The following is a 17,891-nucleotide window of genomic DNA, read 5'->3' as shown; positions in this document are numbered from 1 at the left end:
TTATTTTTTATTTTTTTTTTATTTTTAAAACTTGTTTAAAAAGAGTAATCTGAGCTTCTAGACTTGTAGCAGAGTCTACGCTGGCTAACGAGGCTTTTAATCTTTTTAAGATCCCTTTTCTATCATTGGGAGATAATCCATACTCTTTCCCATATGGAAAGTTTATAAAATCATCTATTACGCCATTATTAACGTATGATGAAAGTCTAGCAACGTAAGATTGGAAGTTAAATGGTAACTTATAAAATATTTTTTTTAATATCATTGGTTAAATTAGTTTATTTAATATTTTCTGAAGATAACTGACATTTTTCGCTAACATAAAATCACTTTTATAGAACTTAATACAATTTAATGAGATATTATCAATTTCTTTTTTAGTCATATTTTTCAATCTTAAGATATTAATATAAAGGTTATTATAATATCCTGCTCTAGATGACAAACCTAATTTTTTTTGTTTCACTAAGTTGTTGATTTCACCATTTGCTGATACTAAGATTGGTTTTGCATAAGCTAGGTATGTTTGAAATTTAGCGGGTATAGTTTTATTTAAAGCTTTTCCGTCATGTAATGTTAAGAGTAGAGCATCAGCTTTTTGATAATATTTTTTAACTTTACTCACAGATATATATCCATGAAGTTTAATAATATCATCGAGTTTATTCTTATTAATTAAATCTTTAATTAAAGAAAATTGATTTCCATTTCCGACTAAGTTTATTTGAATATTATCTGTATTTTTTTTAATTATTTTTGCTATCTTAATTACAATTTCTAAATTTTGAGCTGCACCTAAATTGCCAGCAAAAAGAATTTTAAATGTTTTGCTTTTAAATCTTGATCTTAATAAAGTATTTTTAATATCAGAAGGATTATAATAAAGGACTACTTTATTCTTATTTTTTACAATTTTTTTTATAGAATTAACAAAGGAATTTGATTGGCACAAAATTAAATCACTGGAATTATATATCCATTCAATAATTGGTCTAATTAGGAAAGAAAGTTGTTTATTAAATGGAATTTTTAAATCAACTAATACTTCAGGCCATAGATCTTGAACCCAAATAACTAATGGTTTTTTTTTAATTAGTTTATACAAAATTGCTGGTAAAACCTGAAAGATAGGAGATGTTGCGTATACAAATATTATATCAAAATTTTTTCTTAAAAAGATTTGTGAAAAAAAAGATAAACTTAAAATGTATGACACATAATTACAAAACTTAAAAAATGAATTTTTTTTTTGGTAAATTATGGGAAAACGCCATATCTTTAATTTTTTTTCATATTTTAAATAAGGTAGATAATTTTTGTATTTATTAATAACATTTTTATCAATATTGTAATGAGGCATTGATGTAAATATTGTGACATCATTTTTTTTTTTAATTCATCTACAACAAAATTTATTCTAAAATTTTCTGGAAAAAAGTGTTGGGTGAAAACGCCTATTTTCATTTTTGACATTATATAAACATATCTTTAAAATTTAGTATCTCATTTTTATAATCTAATTGTTTCTCATTAGATTTTTTTTTTAATACTTTAAAATTATTACGAATAATTTTTATCATTACGGATGCAATATCATCAGGATTGTAGGGGTTAAATTTATAATCAGGTTTATAAAATTGATAAGAATAAGGCTTATTTGCACAGGCGAGCAATAAATTTTTTTGTTTTGCCTCGATAATTGGAAGGCCAATTGTTTCGTTTAATGATGGATAAATTAATGACTTACATTTGTCATATATTTTAATAAAATTATCTGTATTTTTAGTGAAGTAAAAAAATAACTTTAAATCATATTTTTTTATTAAGTAATCAGTATTTAATAATTTCTGCTCTTCTGATGTTAGGGTTAGTAAAACAGATGGCCTTATATGTTTTTTTGCTAAAATTACTAAAGCATTTATTAGGTTTTTATGATTTTTATGAGGTTTGAATGATGCTGGATAAATAAAATCATATATTTTTTTAGTATTTGAATTTTTGTTATAAACTTTATCAAAAATATTAATCAGTTTTATTTTATATTCAGAAATATTATTATTAATTAATATCATTTTTGATATGGGTGAGAAAACTACCCAAATATCTGAATTGTTTTTAAATAAATGAAAAAAAATATATCTTATAAAATCTCTTGATATTAACCAATCTAATTTTTTAGAATTATTATAAAATTCAGGAAATATATTAGCATTTTGAAAACACGTAATAATTAAAGATTTGCTATTAAATATTGGTGGCAGGCCACCTAAATATATTACTTTCGTATTTTCATTTGCATTTTTTTTTAACTTTAATTCATTTTTAAATCTTCCATAAAAAGAATTTTCAATAAATAAAACATTATTTAATTTTTTTAATTTTATATAATCCGATCTTGAGTCAATTAAATATTTAGAAAAATTAAATTTTAAGAAATTATCGAGAATAGACATACCTCCATGCATGTGAATACCAGTTGCATTCAAAATACTTATAAACTTTTTTTTCATACTATTTTTCTTTTAAATTTTTTCATAAGAAGAATAAATTTTTCTAATAAAGTTAAGTTTATATTATCTGAATATCTTGAAAAAAGATTTTCTTTTTCTTTTAATGACTCGCTTACATTTAGTCTAGAACTTTGGTTGGAATGATTTCTCGAAATTAGTAAAACTTCATTTAAATGATAAAATTTAAACTTTTTAGATAATCTAATCCACATATCGTAATCCTGTGTATGCTTTAGTGATTCATCAAATAGGCCAATTTTATTAAAACATTTTTTTCGTAACACTAAAGAGCACCCATGAAGCTTTTCATTGGTTAACAGTGATTTTAATGTATCTTTAAAATAATTATTTTTTAAACATCTATTTAAAAAAAAATTATTTGATACATTCCATTCTATAAAATTTGATGAAACTATTTGGATTTTTTTATTTTTAAACATTAAGATTTGTTTTTCTATTTTTGAATTTATAAAAATATCATCATGACTCAGCCAAGCTATAAAGTCTCCATTAGCACTTGATATTCCTCTATTTAGCGCATGAGCAACACCTCTATTTTTTTTATATGAGATAAGTTTTATTCTCTTGGAATTATTTGATTCATATTTTTTTATTATCTTCTTTATTTTTACTTTCTGTTTAGAACCATCATCAACAATCAGTATTTCACATTTTTTATAAGTTTGCCTTACTGCACTTGATAAAGAATCATTTAATAGTTCAATATTGCCATATATTGGGATAATTATAGTAACTAACATTTCTAATCTTTTAAAATATCAAGTAATTTTTTATTTTGATACTCTCTAGAATATTTAAAAATATCTTTTATATTCATTTTATACTTTTTTCTTTTTCTCAAAATTTTTAAAAGCTCTTTAGACAAATTCTTTTTTTTTAATATTTATAGTGTATCCAAGTTTTGATTGATTTATAATTTTGTTTACTTCAGCATCACCATTTGTAATTGAAATTATAGGTTTTCTTATTGAAACATATTCATAAAATTTACCAGTTATTACCTCTTTCACAGTAGATTGCTCTGTATGAATAATTAACAGGTAATCCATTTGCTGCATCATATTTTGAGCCTCAAAGTAATCAAGATTCTTATTAAATATAAAATTTTTATAATCTCTTATATTACTTTTTGAAATATCATTGTTGCCATAAAAATAAAATTTAAATTTTTTATCTTTAAACTCATCTCCTTTCAGCGCATTAAATAAAATATTTATATCTCTATACCCCTTAGGATCATCAGAAATAAGGCCAAAATATCCGATTTTGATAGTATTGCTAATTATAATTTTTTTATCTGATGGTAAAGAATAATATCCATTAGTTATCAATACTTTGTTTTTATATTTAATTTTTTTATATATAGTTTCTGTTGCACAAACAATACTATGTGCAGATTTAATAATTCTATCCTCTAAATTTTTTTTTAATTTAGAAATTAGATAACTGTTATCTAAATCATTGAATCTACTAAACCACCCATCACGATAATCATAAATTATTTTTATATTATCATTACATTCTTTTCTAATTTTGTCACCAATATAAAAAAGGGAAAATGGTGGACAAGATATAATTATGTATTTAATTTTTTTTTTTTAATAGTTATTTTTACAGCTTTAAATAATTCATTTCTATAAGAATGAGCATAATCTAAGGCAAAAAGGTATGCCAAATTTGGAAAGAATTTTTTAAAAAATCCAAAAATTAAATAAAAAAAAAAAAAATTTTTTTTTAACATTTATTAAATTGTATGATTTAATCTTTTTTTTGAAACCAAAATACCCAAAATACTGATTACCTGTTGAAACTATGTTGATATTAAATTTTTTTTCTAGAGAATTACAAAATGACAAAATTCGAATTATTCCACCTATTGATTTAGTAAAGGGTAAAAATTGACCAGTTATAAATAATATATTTTTTTTTTTCATTAAATATTTTTTAGTAATTTTATAATCTTATCAGTAGTGTCACCTGATCCAAAAAAGCTTTTTTTTGGTTTAAATCTTTTTTTACTTATTTTAAAATTTTTAATTAAATCAATTTTTGAACCAATTAAGAAGCTCTTCTTATCCTTAACTATTTCAATCCATTCAGTTTCATCTCTTAATATAAAGCTGTATTTTCCTAGGAAAAATGCTTCTTTTTGAAGGCCACCACTATCTGTAATTACAAATTTTGAATTAATAACTAGGGATAGATTATCTTTATATGAAAGTGGATCTATTATATCTAAATTTTTTGGTAGTTTTATTTTCTTAAAATCTTTAGAATTTTTAATCTTTGGGTGTATAGGCCAAATTATTTTGGTTTTTAATTTTGATAAAGATTCAATAATTTTATTTAAATTTTTTTTTTCTGTATTTTTGTCTCTATGGAGTGTCATTAGAATGTATTCATTACTAGTTTTAATTTCTAATTCCTTGCTAGTATTAATAGCTAAATCATACATTGTGTCTCCAAACATAAATATTTTTTTTTTATCAAAATTTTCTTTTAATAAATTTCTTACTGCTGTTTTTGTTGGTGCTATCAGATAATCTGAAAAATTATCTGCAACAATTCTATTTTGTTCTTCTGGCATATTGTTATCATAAGATCTTAAGCCAGCTTCTACATGTACAGTTTTAATATCATTTTTTTTCAATGATATGGCTGCTGCTAAAGTACTATCTGTATCTCCATAAATAATTGCTATGTCTGGATTTATTTTTTTTTGACATTCACCAAGTAATTTAATCATTTGAGCTAATCTTGTAATGCGTGACAAGTTTTTTTTTATATTTAATTTTGTAATAAATGATGAGAATTTAAATTCTTTTAAAAATATATCAGACATATTTTTATCAAAATGTTGAGAAGTATCTATTACTACATTCTTAAAAAATTTACTTTTAGATAATTTTTTTATTAAGATGGATGACTTAATATATTGAGGCCTTGTTCCGATTATATGAAGTATTTTTTTCAACTTGAGTAAAAATTTGTTATTTCATTTGCTATTTTTTTCATTTCTTTTTCTGTAATATAAGCCGAAAATGGTAAAGATATTATTTTTTTTGACAATTCTTCACTAACTGGACATTCATTTTTTTTTATTTTACTAAAAATTTTTTGCTTATTTAGTGTTCTTGGATAGTAAATTGCTACTGGGATATTTTTTTTTTTTAAAAAATTAAAAAGCATGTCTCTCTTTTTTGCTATAATCGTAAATATACTGAAGACTGATGAATTATTTTTTTGTACTTCGGGCAATTCAATATGCTTTATATTTTTAAGAAATTTTTTATATTTAATAAAATTTTTACCTCTTAATTTAATCTCTTTATTCAAAATTTTTAATTTTTCTAGTAAAACTATTGCCTGTATTGTATCGAGTTTAGCATTCAGCCCTTCTAGGTCATAAACATATTTTTTTGATTGTCCATGTACTCTTAATTTTTTACATTTCTCATAAATTTTTTTTTTATTTGTAAAAATTGCTCCACCATCTCCATAACATCCCAAAACTTTAGTGGGAAAAAAACTTGTACAGCCTATATCACTCAGATTACAACTCATTTTACCATGATTTTTTGCTGCAAAACTTTGTGCAGCATCTTCTATTACATATATTTTATATTTCTTTGCAATTAAATTAATTTTTCTAAAATCTGGAGTCTGTCCAAATAAAGAAACAGCAATTATTGCTTTTGTTTTTTTAGATATTTTTTTTTTAATCAGTTCTTCATTTATGTTAAAATCAGTTCGTTTAACATCTATAAAAATTGGCTTAGCACCAACTCTTTTAATAACCTCCGCAGAAGCTATATAGCTAAGGTTAGGAACTATTACTTCATCACCTACTGTAATTCCAAGAGAAATAAGTGACAATAGAAGAGCGTCAGTACCGCTTGAAGTAGTGATGCAATATTTAGACCCTGTAAATTTTGCTAACTTTTTTTCTAATGCCTGAATCTCAGGTCCTAAAATATACTGATTATGTTTAAATAATTTATCAAATTTTTTTTTTAAATTTTTTTTTATAAGTTGATTCTGTTTAGCTATACCAAAAAAATCTATTTTCATATTCTATTTATTTTTTTATCAACTTTTTTAATAAATTTTGCTGGGTTTCCAAATACTAAAGTATTTTTTATAACATTTTTAGTAACAACTGAGCCTGCACCAATAAATGAATATTCTCCCAACGTAACCCCACAAATAATAGTCGAATTAGCTCCTATAGTAGCGCCCTTTTGAATTAATGTTTTTTTAAAGGCTTTTTTTCTTTCAATAAAGCTTCTGGGGTTAGTTACATTAGTAAATACTACTGATGGGCCTACAAAAACGTCATCTTTGATTATTAAACCTTCATAAACTGATACGTTATTTTGAATTTTAACGTTGTTACCAATCTTTACATTACTTCCTATAAAAACATTTTGACCTAAGATGCAGTTTTTACCAATTATAACATTTTTAGAAATATGGGACCAGTGCCAAATTCTTGTATTCTTGCCAATATTTACATTTTCGTCAATTATTGATGTTTCATGTAAGAAATATTTCATGCTAGTTTTTTATAATATCTATATTTTTGTAAGTTTTGTATATATCTTTTATCATTGTGCCTTTCTTATTTAAAATATTTTTATAACTCTCAACATGTAAATCTAAAAAAGATTTACTTAAATTAATTTCTTGATTTCCAATTTTAAAATTTCTATATGCAAATATTTTTTTATTCGGAAGTTTATTTCTATCGGTTGACAACATCCATTTTATTTTAGCATTTTTAAATTGAATAAATCCTGATTGAGTTTTTTTAGATACTATTATTCTTTTTCCATTAATAGCATCACCAAAAAACCAGCTTAGTAAATCAAAAAAATGAATGCCAATATTATAAATTATCCCTCCAGAAAGTTTTTCGTCACCTTTCCAAGATTTAACATACCAGTCACCTCTAGATGTTATGTAGGTTAATTTTCCAACAAATTTCTTTTTAGATTTTTTTAATTTTTTTTGTAATTTAATTAATTCCTTATCGTGTCTCAATTGAAAAATTGAATAACATTTCTTTTTATATTGTTTTTCTAATTTATCAATTTTATCCAAGTCTACTGATTTTATTACAGTTGGTTTTTCACAAATAACATTACATTTTTTTTTTAAAGATAATTCAATAAATCTAAAATGTAAATAATTTGGCAAACATAAAATAACAAAATCAATTTTATATTTTACTAAATTACTAAAAAAAGATTTTTGATCTTTAAAGAAAATACAATCTGGAAAGTAACTATCCAAATATCCAGCTGAGTCTGATTTATCCAAAACTATTTTCAGATTATGATTGAGTTTTTTTATTGCAGATACATGTTTTTTTGCAATAAAACCTGAACAACCTACTAGAGCAAAATTTAATTTTTTTTTCATTTAGTTAATTTAAATTCTTTATATGATGATGCAATCATAATTATAATACATAGTAAAAATGCTGAATTAAAATATCCAGCAGCTCTTACGAATGATGTAATAATTAATCCTAAAATAAAAATTTTAAGTATTGGGTCTATATTAGATTTGATAAATTTAAAAATAATAAAAAATATAAAAATACTAATTAATCCAAATTCAACTAATAATTTAAACAAGTTTGAAGAACCATCAGAATAATTTGCATTCATATGCCTATTCTTAAAATGTAAACCACTTAAATCTTCTATTTTGTTTGAATAATTAAAGAAAGCTGAAGTATAATTATTTAAACCCCAACCCAAAGGTTTGTCAACTAATGACATTAAGGCCATTTTTAAGTGTTTTGCATATGTCAATGAACTAACATTAGGATGGTGATCAAAAAGACCATTTCTTAATCTAGAATATTGTTTGTTGTTAATTTTATCTTGATAGTTATCTTTTTTTATCTCAACAAATATCTTATCAAGACTCTTATTTAATTTGGAAGGTTTATAATTTTTTTCTATATGCTTTTTAGTAATTAACTCAATTTCATCTCTACTTATTTTTTGAACTACACTGCTTTCTTTACTTATTTTTTCAACTACACTGCTTTCTTTTTCAACTACACCGCTTTCTTTACTTATTTTTTCAACTACACTGCTTTCTTTTTCAACTACACCGCTTTCTTTACTTATTTTTTCAACTACGCTGCTTTCTTTTTCAACTACACTGCTTTCTTTTTCAACTACACTGCTTTCTTTTTCAACTACACTGCTTTCTTTTTCAACTACACTGCTTTCTTTTTCAACTACACTGCTTTCTTTTTCAACTACACTGCTTTCTTTTTCAACTACACTGCTTTCTTTAATGGAGGTAGAGATATTTTGTTGTTCTTCAATTTGACTTAAAACTTCTATGAGTTTCTTTCCATTTTCAGTTTTATTACTAACTATCAATATACACTTATCTTCAAAGTTAAGTGGAGAATTATTGATTAATAAAATATCTACCCCTCTCAATGAAGGGGGAATTGAATTACAATTATTATATACATAAAAGCTATTAGTTTCATCATCAATAGTCATTTCCACTTTTTTTGTAATGCTAACAGAATCCTCCTTAAAAAGTAAACTATATGCAAAATCAAAAAATTTTATTTTACATCCTGAAAAAGAAGAAAGAAAAATTCCTATAAAAGTAGACAATATTAAAATAATTAATACTGAATGTTTTTTTAGCTTAACTTTTTTAAATAAAAAAAAGAAAAAATATAAAGAAATACATATTAAATATGAAACTAACATAGTTAAAGAACTAAAGAGCACTATTATGCAAAGTGAAAGAGCATTAAATAGTAGATAAACATAAATATTATGTTTGGACTTTAAAACATAAAAAAAATGTAATGCGGGAAATACCATTCCAAGATGAGAATTTTCATTAAAAATTAAATTAAAGTTATTTATGTTTAATCCATTGCAATAAATTGTAAATTTATGAACTAGGTGGTTCCAAATATCATGAATTATATTTTGAGAATCTTTAAAAACTAAGATAAATTTTACTGGTACAAAAGTAAAAAAGTAAAAAACAATAAAATAGAAAGATATAAAAATATAATTTTGAATATTTTTTAAAATTATCTCAAAATTTAAAAAAATTAAAATTATAGTTAAATAAAAAAGTAAATTTACTTTAATCCATTGATTAATATCTAAAATATAGGGCATTGAGTGTAAAGTAAGAGCAATTAACGCTATAACTAGATAGGATAAATTTTTATAATTAATTTTTTTATCTTTTAAAAAAAAACAAATTATAAAAACTAAATAAAAGTTTTTTATATTATATCCATAGACTATAAAATCCCAAAAAATTAGATTTGAGATAACAAATAAACCTATTAATATAAAATTAATCTTAGAATTAATAGAATTATACATAAGAATTAATGATTTTTTTTAATTTTTAACATGTTGTGGACTCCTTTCAAAAAATTCCACATTGGTAATTCAGATTTATAGTCTGAATGTTCAACTCTCTTTCTTTTAATATAATCTTCTAGGTCCTGATTGGTCCAATCCATTTTTTTTAAAAAATATGTCAGATCAGCTTTTTCTAAATCTTCCGAAGGATAAGGGGATTGTTTTAAGATATTTAAAGCCTTATCTCTATCTAATTGATTTGTAATAATTAAATTACTTAAATGAAGTTTTCTTTTATCAACTCCAAATTTTTTTGGTAAAATATACGCTTGATAAAACCTTGTGAATATTGACTCATAATGTTTATATCCATACGGTTTAAAATCATATTTACTCTCTAATAATTTAAGGGCATCCTCTTTTTTATAATCAAAATAATCTAAAAAAGTTACCCATTTTATTTTCTTTAAAAACTCGCAATATATATAGTCAAATGTTCCATAAGAAGGAAAAGTTTTTAATTTTTGATTCATAAATTTTTTTCCTAAATATTTGATATTTTTTGCATCATTTTTAAACCATGACCAATTCTTAGGTATTCGCATTCCTTCAGTACTTGTATTCGTGCCTGATAAAATAAATTTTGTCTTATGTTTTAAAGCTTGTGTAAAATTTACACCTAACATAGCATTATCATATAATAGCTCTACATCAATGACATCTGATTTAAAAAAAGCTAACATTAAATTTTTATATTCATCCCAATCAATTACATGTGTATACAAATCTACATTAAGTTTTTTGACTAAGTTAAAAATATTATTATTTGCAAGTTCACTATTCCAGCCATTGTCCATATGTACCGCAAGTGGTTTAAGGCCAAGCTCAACAGCCTTTACAAGCGTATATGAACTATCAACACCACCTGATAACCCTATTATGCAGTCATATTTTAATTTTGGCTTTTTAATTTTTTTAATAAAATCCTCTAAAAGTTCTTTTTTCTTGAAACTTGAAAATGTAAAAAATCTATCAAGTTTAAAAAAATCATTGCAAAAATTACATACTCCCATAGCATCGAAATTAATATTTTCAGCTGTAGTATCCATTACACATCTTTTACAAACTTGATTATGATTTGAGTGAGACATAGTTGATTAAAAAAATAGTTATATTTAAATTCTTATAGATCTTCCACACTTATTTATAATTATTCTTTGAATAAAAATTCAGTTAATTCTTTTTTTTCATCTTTATTTGGATAATTAATAAGTACTGCTTTGTGAATTCCAAAATAAACCAATAAGGACCCTAGTGCTACAGCATCTATCCTCGATTTAAATAAATCTTTAATATTTTGATGTGAATTTACTCCACCTGATATAATTATTGGAATTTCAATATTAAGATCTATTTTCAATAAGTCAGCATCATAAAGCCCTGCGCGAGTACCTTCATTATCAACAAAATTAATAACTAACTCTCCAGCACCTAAAGAAATAATTTTTTTAATATAATGATTTATATCTTCATTTATAAACTTATTATTTAAATAATCATAAACTTTTAATTTTCTAAAAAGATTTTTTTTTAAGTCTAATTTAACAACAACACTTTGTTTTCCAAAATTGTCTGAAATTTCTTGTATCAATTTAGGATTACTTAATGCTACATGCGTTAAACATATTTTTTCAAAACCCATATTTAAAATTAACTCTGCATCAGCCAATGAATTTATACCACCTCCATATGTAATGGGCATAAAACATTCCGATGCGAATTGTTTAAGCAGTTCTACTTGCAATTTATAATTTTTTTTTCTTTTTGAGATATCTAATAGTATTATTTCATCTACTTCTTTTTCATTAAAAATTTTGAGTATATTGAGAGGATCACCAACATATGAAATGTTTTTAAATTTTTCAGTTTTAACAATTTTATTTTCTGATAAAAATAATAATGGAATAATTCTTTTTTGTAACATTCTATAAGTCTAAAAAATTTTTAATTAGTGTTTCACCATCGTTATAGCTTTTTTCTGGATGAAATTGAAAACCATAAACTTTTTTTTTACACACTATAGAAGGAAATTTTTTTCCATGAATTGTACTGGCTACAATATCGTCTGAATCATCACATTGAACATAATAAGAGTGACAAAAATAAACTCTATTGTCTAAATTAAGTATATTTTTTTTATTATCAAATATTAGATTATTCCAACCCATGTGAGGAGTTTTAAAATTATTCTCGAAGTTAAATTTATTTACGTTTCCTTTAAAAAATCCCAATCCTTCTTCATTACCTTCTTCACTTGATTGAAACAATATTTGCATCCCGACACATATACCTAGGAAGAAATAATTATCTGAAAATATTTTATTTTTTAAGTCGTTGAAAAGATTTATTCTTTTTAAATTTTGAATGCATTTGTCATAATGACCAACACCAGGAAGTATAATTTTTCTTGATGAATTAAATTCACTAGGTTTTGTTACAATATTAACTTCAAAGTTTAATTTTTTTATCAAATTAATTACAGAACCTAAATTTCCAATATTGCAATCAATTACATTAACTTGTCTATCGACATTCATGTTATTTTTTAAATTATTTCTTTAATTACTTGATTAGGATCATTTTTCATCCAAATAATTTCCTTTTTCATCAATTAAATCTGAATATTTTCCTGTAAATTTTATTTTAGAGTCCTTAATTAAAATTATCTTATCAGTTTTTTTTAGACTTTTTAATCTATGAGTAACAAAAATTAAGGTTTGGTTGTTTTTTTTTACATCCTTATAAATTTTATCTAATATTTTTTCCTCTGTATATTGATCTATAGCACTTGTAGATTCATCTAAGATTAAAATTTCTGATTTTGTAAAAAAAGCTTTAGCAAGAGTAAGCCTTTGCTTTTGCCCACCACTAAGCTTTATTCCTTTATCTCCTAATTTAGTATTAATATTTTTAGGCAGTGAATTGACAAAATTCAAAAGTTCAACCTTATCGAGTGACTCTTTGACTTTTTCATCAGTAATCTTTAAGCTAATATCGTCACTTTTAATATTCCCAAAAATTACTGCTTCTTTTATTGTCAAATCGCCAATGTAATTATCTTGTGAAATATAACTTATTAAGTCCCTGTAACTATCAATAGTATTTTCACTAATAATTTTTTCATCTATTATAAGATTTCCTTTTTGAGGTTTATATATTCCACTTAGTAAATCTATAAATGTAGTTTTACCCGAACCTGAGGGACCACATACTCCTATACAGTCATTTTTATTTAATGTTAAATTCAAATTTTCGAAATTAAAATTGCCATTTTTAAATTTGAAATTAATATTTTCAAGCTTGATTGAATTTTTAAAAATTATGTGTTCTTTATTTATCTTTGTTTTATTTGCATCTTTAGTTAAATTATTAATTTCATTATTAACTTCATTTAAAGATAGCGTAGAGTGTTTTATAAGAACTATTGAAGAATATAACTGATTTATTGTTGGTAGAGCTTTGGATGCAGCAATTGCAAAAAATAAAAGTTTATCAATAACAAGTTCGTTTGCACTTCTGTCATAAAATATAATTAGTGCAACTATCGTTCCACAGTATAAAAGTATATCCAGTAAAACCCTGGGGGAAACCTCAATTAAAAATAATCTTACAGAATTTTTTACTATTTGAGCACTACTTTCATAAAATTTATTAAGGTAAATATCTTTATCCTTAAAAAATTTGATTATTTTAATATTGTTAATTGCATCAATTGTTGCTTCAGTTTTACTTCTTGAGCTACTAACTAAATCTTGAGTAAGAGAAACAAGTCTTTTTCTTAAAAAAACAAACAGAAAATAATACATAGTTCCTAGAGATGAATAAATCATTATTGATAATTCATAATCTATGAAAAGTGTAAAAATAAATATTGTTATAAGGGTAGAAGTTGCAGTAACAAAAATGCAAATTGCTGGAATTAGATTTGTTGTAACCCTTGGCAAGTGATCTTTAAAATTTGAAATTATTCTAGTATTTGACTCATTTGAAAAAAAAAATAATCGCATTTTACATAAAAAGAAAATATTTTAGCTTCCAGCTTTTGCGAGAAAGAATGCGAAAAATATGAAACAATATTATGATTTAAAAAAGTAATTAGAACACTTAAAATAACTATAATAAATAATAGAAAAATTACTATCTTTTTAAAGAAAAGAAAATCAAAAAAATTAAAAAAAATGTAAATTGTATTGAAAAAATTACCTAGTTCAGAAATTTCTTGCGCCCTAATAATCTTAAAAGCGATAAGAATAGAACTAATTCCAATAAATTGCAGCGAAGAACTCAAAAATAAAAAAATTAATATTAAGGTCACTTTTTTTTGTTGTTGACTTGTTAGCAGGGAATAAAGTTTTTTAATATTTTCCATTAGATTGATACTAAATCAAAACATTTATTTAAATTTAATTAAAGCATGATCTATTATTAAATAGTCTATTACTTTTTTTTTGAGTATTTTTAGTGCCTCGTTGACATCATTCACTATTGGCTCTTCATGTGTATTAAAACTTGTATTAACCAAACAGTGAATATTAAATCTTTTAGAAAATTCCTTAATAATCATATAGTATGCTTTATTATCTATTGAGCTATCAATGATTTGTGGTCTTGCAGTATTATCAATATGGACAACTGATGGACATGTTTTAATCATTAAATTAGTACATTTATAACATGTAGTCATATACTTTATATTTTGATCATTTTTTTTTAAGTTTATAAAAAGTTTATTTGCATTTTCTTTTAAGACAACAGGTGCAAAAGGCATAAACTCATTTCTACCTAGTTTTTTATTAACTTTATCGTTTAATTTTTTATTTGTAGGCTTGAATATAATACTTCTATTTCCTAATGCTCTAGGACCAAATTCACCTTTTCCATTATACATCCCAACAATTGCACCCTCATTAATTTTATCTAATATTTCATCTAGATTTTTTCTATTTTTTAAATCTTTGATTATTAATTTTTTTTTATCTTTTTTTTTTAATGAACTCGAAGGTCCAAGGAACATATTATCTATTTTTTTTAATCTTATTTTATTTTCGTCTAGAAATGCACAGACTGCTCCAAAAGAAATTCCACCATCTGACATTTCTGGAAAAACATAAAAATTTTTTGAATTGCATTCTTCTCTTATTTTTTGATTTAACTTAACATTGGCAAAAACTCCTCCAGCAGCTACTATATTTTCCTTTTGAGGAATATAATATCTTATAATTTTAGTAATATTTTCTTCTAAAATTTTTTGCGCTGCAAATGCAATATCTTCTTTTGAATACTCTTGAGTTATTTTTTTTAAGTACCCAAAATCTATAGGATTAATAAAAGGTAAAAAGTTTTTTGATGTATTAATTGATCCATTTTTAAAATTAATATATTTTCTTAATAATTTTACAAGATTTGTATTTTTTCCATAAGCTGCTAATCCGGTAATCTTGCCTTCGTGTCTGTCTGCTTTAAATCCTAACAAAGACGTAATGCTGCCATAAAATGCACCATAACTTCTTAGCTCTGAAAATCCTTTTATCTTTTTAATTTTATTAGAATTAAATTTCCAAATTGACAAGCTTTGTCCATCTCCTCTTCCATCAGATACTATACCATAACCATTTTTAAAACCTGAGCTTGTCTTGGCAGAATAAAAATGCGAATAATGATGGTCGTATATTTTAATTTCAGCATTAGGAAAAAGTTTTGTAGAATTTTTTATAAATTCTATTTTATAATTATGATCAGATTTAATCGAATGATAATATCTATTCCAGGGGTTCTCACATGTGTGTTTACTTTGAAAATAATCTTTAAGAACATCTGATGAAGGATAGTTCCAAGCACCACAAGTAATCACATTTATATTTTTTGGTGATAAATTGAATTTTTTAAATAAATAATCTATTGATAAAAAAGGATATCCTCTATAATTTTTTATTCTATTAAATCTTTCTTCGCTAACTGAAAATGCAATTTTTTCTCCATCATAATATGTGATTGAAGCATTTTTTCCATTATAAATACCTAGTATTTTCATTTTATTAAAATCTTATAATCTAATTAATTAGATTTACAAATAATATTAAAGAAAGTTGTTATCTAATTTTAAATATTTTAGAAAACTTAATCAGATAAATAATTGACCAAATTGTTAATCTTAAATTTTGCTCTCCATTCACATGTTTATTGAAAATCTCTAACACTTTTTTTTTATTTAAAAATTTAGGTAAATTTTTAAGTTGGGAATTTATAAAATCTATACTCTCTCCTCTAAACCATGATTTGTCTGGACCAGAAAAACCTTGTTTTCGATCATATACAATATCACTTGGTAAACTCTTATTTAATGATTTTCTTAAAATTAACTTACCTTTTGTGAACTGTTTATATTTTTTTTCTAAATTATTTTCATTGTCATTTAGCTTACTTTTTAAAAATAGCATTTTGTTGGGAATTTTAAGGGCATAATCTACTAAATCATTATCTAAAAATGGCGCTCTTACCTCGAGACCTTTTGACATTGATATTTTATCCTCAACTAAAAGTAAGCCATTTAGAAAAGTTTTTGACTCAAAATACATACAATAATTTAATGCATCATCTGGAGTTACATATTGCTGTTTATAATTTTCAAAAACCTTTTTAAACTTTTCATAATTATATTCTTCTGCATCTTTATAAGAAAGCATAGAAGACTTTTGATTTAATAATTGATTTCCAGGAAGGCGATTCATTTTTTTAAAATATATTTCTAAAAATTTATCAAAGGGTAATTTTTTTTTTAGATATACATATCTCCAAGGATAGCCTCCAAATAATTCGTCTGCACCAACTCCAGAAAATACAACCTTTCCAAACTTACTAGCAAGTTTTGCGGCATACAAGTTTGGATAAGATTGACCTACTCTTGGTTCTTCAACGTGATAAACAAGATCATCAATACATTTTTCAAAGTCTCCACTTTTTAAAACAGACTGATAGTGATCTGTTTTAAATATAGAAGATATTCTCTCTGCTTTTTTCCTTTCATCAAAAAAAAGTTCTATTCCTGAAGCACTACTTAAATCAAAACCTATGGTAAAAGTTTTTATATTTTTAATAAACTTTTTTGCACTACGAACTATGCAAGCAGAATCAATTCCACCACTTAAGTATGAGTTTATATCAACATCAGCAAAACTTTGTCTTTTAACGGCTCTATTAATATAGAAATTTAGATCTCTTTTGTTATTTTTGATAACCATATCTTTGTTAAAAAAATTAAAATCCCAATATATTTCTAAACTAGGCTTTAAGTTTGAATCAAACTCTATGTAAGTACCTTGAGGTAATAATGATATATTTTTAAATAAAGTTTTGTCAGAAATATAATTTTGAAAACTTAAATATTCACACAAACCATAATAATCTAATTGTCTTTTATAGAATTTATTTTTTATGATTGATTTTATTTCAGACGCAAAAACTAAGTTTTTGCCATCACAATAATAGTATAATGGCTTCATTCCATATCTATCTCTTGCGATTATAATTTTTTTTAATTTGTTGTCCCAAATTGCTATTGCAAACATTCCATTAAACAATTTAAAGCATTTTTTTCCCCACTCAGAAAAAGCATACAATATTACTTCTGTGTCTGAGCTTGAAGTAAATTTGTATTTATTTATCAATTTTTTTTTAATTTCTTTAAAATTATAAATTTCACCATTATAGGCTAAAACATATCTCTTATCATTTGAGACAAACGGTTGAGATGCATCATTTGTAAGATCGATTATAGATAATCTTTTATGCGCTAAACCAAAATTATTATTTATATAATGTCCATCTCCATCTTTTCCTCGATGAGCTAATAATTCTGACATTTCAAGTAAGTTTTTTTTATCTATATTATTATTTTTGCTATAAATTCCTACAAGTCCACACATGA

18 protein-coding genes are annotated in these 17,891 nt (G+C 23.8%); 1 reads left to right on the top strand and 17 read right to left on the bottom strand.

The window, feature by feature from the left end:
• Positions 1-7: 7 nt before the first annotated feature.
• From ABXT72_RS00845 to ABXT72_RS00795, 11 genes are all read right to left on the bottom strand, one after another.
• Positions 8-265, bottom strand: a complete 258-nt coding sequence (locus ABXT72_RS00845; RefSeq protein WP_415278462.1) for a hypothetical protein — start codon at positions 263-265, stop codon at positions 8-10.
• A 3-nt stretch (positions 266-268) separates the two neighbouring features.
• Positions 269-1,360 carry a glycosyltransferase family 4 protein gene (locus ABXT72_RS00840; RefSeq protein ID WP_415278461.1) on the bottom strand — a complete coding sequence of 364 codons (1,092 nt, stop codon included), beginning with the start codon at positions 1,358-1,360 and terminating at the stop codon, positions 269-271.
• Positions 1,361-1,472: 112 nt separating this feature from the next.
• Positions 1,473-2,510 carry a glycosyltransferase gene (locus ABXT72_RS00835; protein WP_415278460.1) on the bottom strand — a complete coding sequence of 346 codons (1,038 nt, stop codon included), beginning with the start codon at positions 2,508-2,510 and terminating at the stop codon, positions 1,473-1,475.
• Entirely contained in the window at positions 2,507-3,271 is a 765-nt protein-coding gene (locus ABXT72_RS00830) for a glycosyltransferase (protein WP_415278459.1), read from the bottom strand. Before ABXT72_RS00830 ends, ABXT72_RS00835 begins: the two co-directional genes overlap by 4 nt.
• Before the next feature lie 117 nt (positions 3,272-3,388).
• Entirely contained in the window at positions 3,389-3,862 is a 474-nt protein-coding gene (locus ABXT72_RS00825) for a hypothetical protein (protein WP_415278458.1), read from the bottom strand.
• A 360-nt stretch (positions 3,863-4,222) separates the two neighbouring features.
• Positions 4,223-4,465, bottom strand: coding sequence for a hypothetical protein (locus tag ABXT72_RS00820; RefSeq protein WP_415278457.1), 243 nt, complete (start codon positions 4,463-4,465; stop codon positions 4,223-4,225).
• On the bottom strand, positions 4,465-5,505 hold the full coding sequence (wecB, locus tag ABXT72_RS00815; RefSeq protein ID WP_415278456.1) for a non-hydrolyzing UDP-N-acetylglucosamine 2-epimerase: 1,041 nt from the start codon (positions 5,503-5,505) through the stop codon (positions 4,465-4,467). Before wecB ends, ABXT72_RS00820 begins: the two co-directional genes overlap by 1 nt.
• Positions 5,502-6,602: a DegT/DnrJ/EryC1/StrS family aminotransferase gene (locus tag ABXT72_RS00810; protein ID WP_415278455.1), complete on the bottom strand. Its 1,101-nt coding sequence runs from the start codon at positions 6,600-6,602 to the stop codon at positions 5,502-5,504. Before ABXT72_RS00810 ends, wecB begins: the two co-directional genes overlap by 4 nt.
• On the bottom strand, positions 6,599-7,087 hold the full coding sequence (locus ABXT72_RS00805; protein ID WP_415278454.1) for a DapH/DapD/GlmU-related protein: 489 nt from the start codon (positions 7,085-7,087) through the stop codon (positions 6,599-6,601). Before ABXT72_RS00805 ends, ABXT72_RS00810 begins: the two co-directional genes overlap by 4 nt.
• 1 nt (position 7,088) lies before the next feature.
• Positions 7,089-7,955: a Gfo/Idh/MocA family protein gene (locus ABXT72_RS00800; RefSeq protein ID WP_415278453.1), complete on the bottom strand. Its 867-nt coding sequence runs from the start codon at positions 7,953-7,955 to the stop codon at positions 7,089-7,091.
• Complete coding sequence (locus ABXT72_RS00795) at positions 7,952-9,067, bottom strand: hypothetical protein (RefSeq protein ID WP_415278452.1); 1,116 nt, start codon at positions 9,065-9,067, stop codon at positions 7,952-7,954. The genes ABXT72_RS00800 and ABXT72_RS00795 overlap by 4 nt, the downstream gene beginning before the upstream one ends.
• Before the next feature lie 16 nt (positions 9,068-9,083).
• On the opposite strand from ABXT72_RS00795, the gene ABXT72_RS00790 reads away from it, so the two are divergent.
• Entirely contained in the window at positions 9,084-9,344 is a 261-nt protein-coding gene (locus ABXT72_RS00790) for a hypothetical protein (RefSeq protein ID WP_415278451.1), read from the top strand.
• A gap of 586 nt (positions 9,345-9,930) precedes the next feature.
• Here the strand turns inward: ABXT72_RS00790 and ABXT72_RS00785 are convergent.
• The 6 genes from ABXT72_RS00785 to asnB all read right to left on the bottom strand — a co-directional run bounded on the left by ABXT72_RS00785 (position 9,931) and on the right by asnB (position 17,889).
• Positions 9,931-11,058, bottom strand: coding sequence for an N-acetyl sugar amidotransferase (locus ABXT72_RS00785; protein ID WP_415278450.1), 1,128 nt, complete (start codon positions 11,056-11,058; stop codon positions 9,931-9,933).
• 59 nt (positions 11,059-11,117) lie between these two features.
• A complete protein-coding gene (locus ABXT72_RS00780) occupies positions 11,118-11,891 on the bottom strand; it encodes a HisA/HisF-related TIM barrel protein (protein ID WP_415278449.1) in 774 nt (257 codons plus the stop codon).
• A 1-nt stretch (position 11,892) separates the two neighbouring features.
• Positions 11,893-12,504, bottom strand: a complete 612-nt coding sequence (gene hisH, locus ABXT72_RS00775; RefSeq protein WP_415278448.1) for an imidazole glycerol phosphate synthase subunit HisH — start codon at positions 12,502-12,504, stop codon at positions 11,893-11,895.
• Positions 12,505-12,543: 39 nt separating this feature from the next.
• Positions 12,544-13,974: an ATP-binding cassette domain-containing protein gene (locus ABXT72_RS00770; RefSeq protein WP_415278447.1), complete on the bottom strand. Its 1,431-nt coding sequence runs from the start codon at positions 13,972-13,974 to the stop codon at positions 12,544-12,546.
• Positions 13,975-14,360: 386 nt separating this feature from the next.
• Positions 14,361-15,998, bottom strand: a complete 1,638-nt coding sequence (locus tag ABXT72_RS00765; protein WP_415278446.1) for a carbamoyltransferase C-terminal domain-containing protein — start codon at positions 15,996-15,998, stop codon at positions 14,361-14,363.
• 58 nt (positions 15,999-16,056) lie between these two features.
• Positions 16,057-17,889: an asparagine synthase (glutamine-hydrolyzing) gene (gene asnB / locus ABXT72_RS00760; RefSeq protein WP_415278445.1), complete on the bottom strand. Its 1,833-nt coding sequence runs from the start codon at positions 17,887-17,889 to the stop codon at positions 16,057-16,059.
• Positions 17,890-17,891: the final 2 nt, after the last annotated feature.

The organism is Candidatus Pelagibacter sp. Uisw_094, from assembly GCF_047729535.1.
In the GTDB taxonomy this organism is placed as follows: Bacteria; Pseudomonadota; Alphaproteobacteria; order Pelagibacterales; family Pelagibacteraceae; genus Pelagibacter.
This window is presented reverse-complemented; position numbering and strand designations above follow the sequence as displayed.